Raw genomic sequence first — 1,695 nt, 5'->3', positions numbered from 1 at the left:
GCCACGCCGCGCTGGCGGAGGCCGCGCGCGGCGCCGCGGTGCTGGTGCTGCCCGCGGGCCTCGATGCGGAGGAGGCGGCGGAAACCGCGCGCGCCTTCCACCTGCTCGGCTGCCGCCACCTGCTGCCGACGCGCCTGGACGCGACGCGGCGCCTGGGTGGTGTGCTGGCAGCGGCGGCCGCGGCCGACCTCGCCTTCACTGAGGCCGGCACCGGGCAGGATGTGGCGACGGGGCTGGCGCCGCTCTCGGCGGACTGGCTGGCGGAACGGCTTGCGCAGGGGATGGGGGCGTGACGGGTCGGGTGATCGCGGTGGCGTCGGGCAAGGGCGGCGTGGGCAAGACATGGTTCGCCATCACGCTCGCGCAGGCGCTGGCGCAAGCCGGGCGCCGGGTGGTGCTGGTGGATGCCGACCTCGGGCTCGCCAATGCCGATGTGCAGTTGGGCCTGGCGCCGGAACTGGACCTCGGCGCGGTGCTGGCGGGCCGCGTCAGTGCCGAAGCCGCGCTGCTGGCGCATCTGGCCGGCTTCTACCTGCTGCCCGGCCGCTCGGGCTCCGGCGCACTCGCGGGCCTCGGCGGCGTCGGGCTGGACGCGGCGCTCGCGCTGCCGCGCCGGCTCGCCGCCAGCTTCCAGGAGGTCGTGCTGGACCTCGGCGCGGGACTGGGCACCGCGCAGCGGCAGCTGCTGGCCGCCGCCGACCTGCCGCTGGTGCTGGCCACGGAAGAGCCGACCAGCCTGACCGACTCCTACGCCGTGCTGAAGCTGCTGGCGCAGGACGCGCCGGCGCGTGCGCCGCGGCTGGTGGTGAACATGGCCGGCAGCGCCGCAGGCGGTCAGCGCGTGCACGCCACGCTGGACGGCGCGACACGTCGCTTCCTGGATCGTCCGCTGGCGCTGGCCGGGGTGGTGCGCCGCGACGGCAAGGTGCCGGACGCGATCCGCGCCCAGATCCCACTGCTGACCCGCCACCCGACCAGCACCGCGGCCGCCGATGTGCAGGCCATCGCGCGGTCAGTCGCGGCGTAGGGCGAAGAGCACGCCGGCCACCGGCACGCCCTTCTCTTTTCGCAGCACGGCGTCCTGGCGCGCCACCTCGACAAGCCCGGCCGCCGCCGCCAGCGCCGCCACATGGGCGGCGTCGTGCCGGTAGCGCATGCCGGGCCCCAGCGCATAGGGCGCGCCGGCGCCGGCCTCGATGCTGAAGGCCGCGACGCCGCCGGGCGCCAGCGCGCCGGCGACCGCCGCCAGCGCGGGGCGAAGGTCGCCCAGGTAGTTCAGCACATCCGCCGCGGCGACCAGGTCGAAGGCGCCGGCATGGCGCGGCAGCCAGTCCAGCAGATCGGCTTCCTCCAGTACGTCGTAGATGCCGCGCCTGCGGGCCTCCGCCAGCATGCGCGGCGACAGGTCCAGCCCGACGAGCCGCCGCGCGAAGGGCTTCAGCGCCAGCCCCGACAACCCCGTGCCGCAGCCAAGGTCCAGCACGCGGCGCGCGCCATCCGGCGCCACGCCGCAGGCCTCCAGCAACGCCGCGACCAGCGCCGGCGTGCGGTAGCCCAGCCGGCCCTGCAGATCGGCGTCGAAGCGCGCGGCGTACTGGTCGAACAGCTCCCGCACATAGGCGGCCGGCGCGCGGTCCGGCGCGGCAGCCTCGCCCAGCGCGGCCAGCAGGAAGCGCGCCTGCCCGGCCAGCGCCG

At 76.8% G+C, this 1,695-nt stretch carries 2 protein-coding genes and 1 pseudogene; 2 read left to right on the top strand and 1 reads right to left on the bottom strand.

Going from position 1 to position 1,695, the window contains the following annotated elements; genetic code table 11:
* A pseudogene (locus OZN99_RS31100) lies at positions 1–293 on the top strand (GTP-binding protein); the annotation flags it as partial.
* Positions 290–1,027 (top strand): nucleotide-binding protein, encoded by a 738-nt coding sequence (locus OZN99_RS31095; protein ID WP_270939064.1) that lies wholly within the window; start codon positions 290–292, stop codon positions 1,025–1,027. The pseudogene OZN99_RS31100 and the gene OZN99_RS31095, both read left to right, overlap by 4 nt.
* Here OZN99_RS31095 and OZN99_RS31090 read toward each other — a convergent pair.
* On the bottom strand, positions 1,013–1,695 hold a 683-nt coding region (locus tag OZN99_RS31090; protein WP_270939063.1), incomplete at its 5' end, for a class I SAM-dependent DNA methyltransferase. The two genes, OZN99_RS31095 and OZN99_RS31090, sit on opposite strands and share 15 nt — an antisense overlap.

This window comes from Falsiroseomonas oryzae (assembly GCF_027856955.1).
GTDB lineage: Bacteria > Pseudomonadota > Alphaproteobacteria > Acetobacterales > Acetobacteraceae > Falsiroseomonas > Falsiroseomonas oryzae.
Note: the sequence above shows the minus strand (reverse complement) of the source record. Positions and strands in the feature narration are given on the sequence as shown.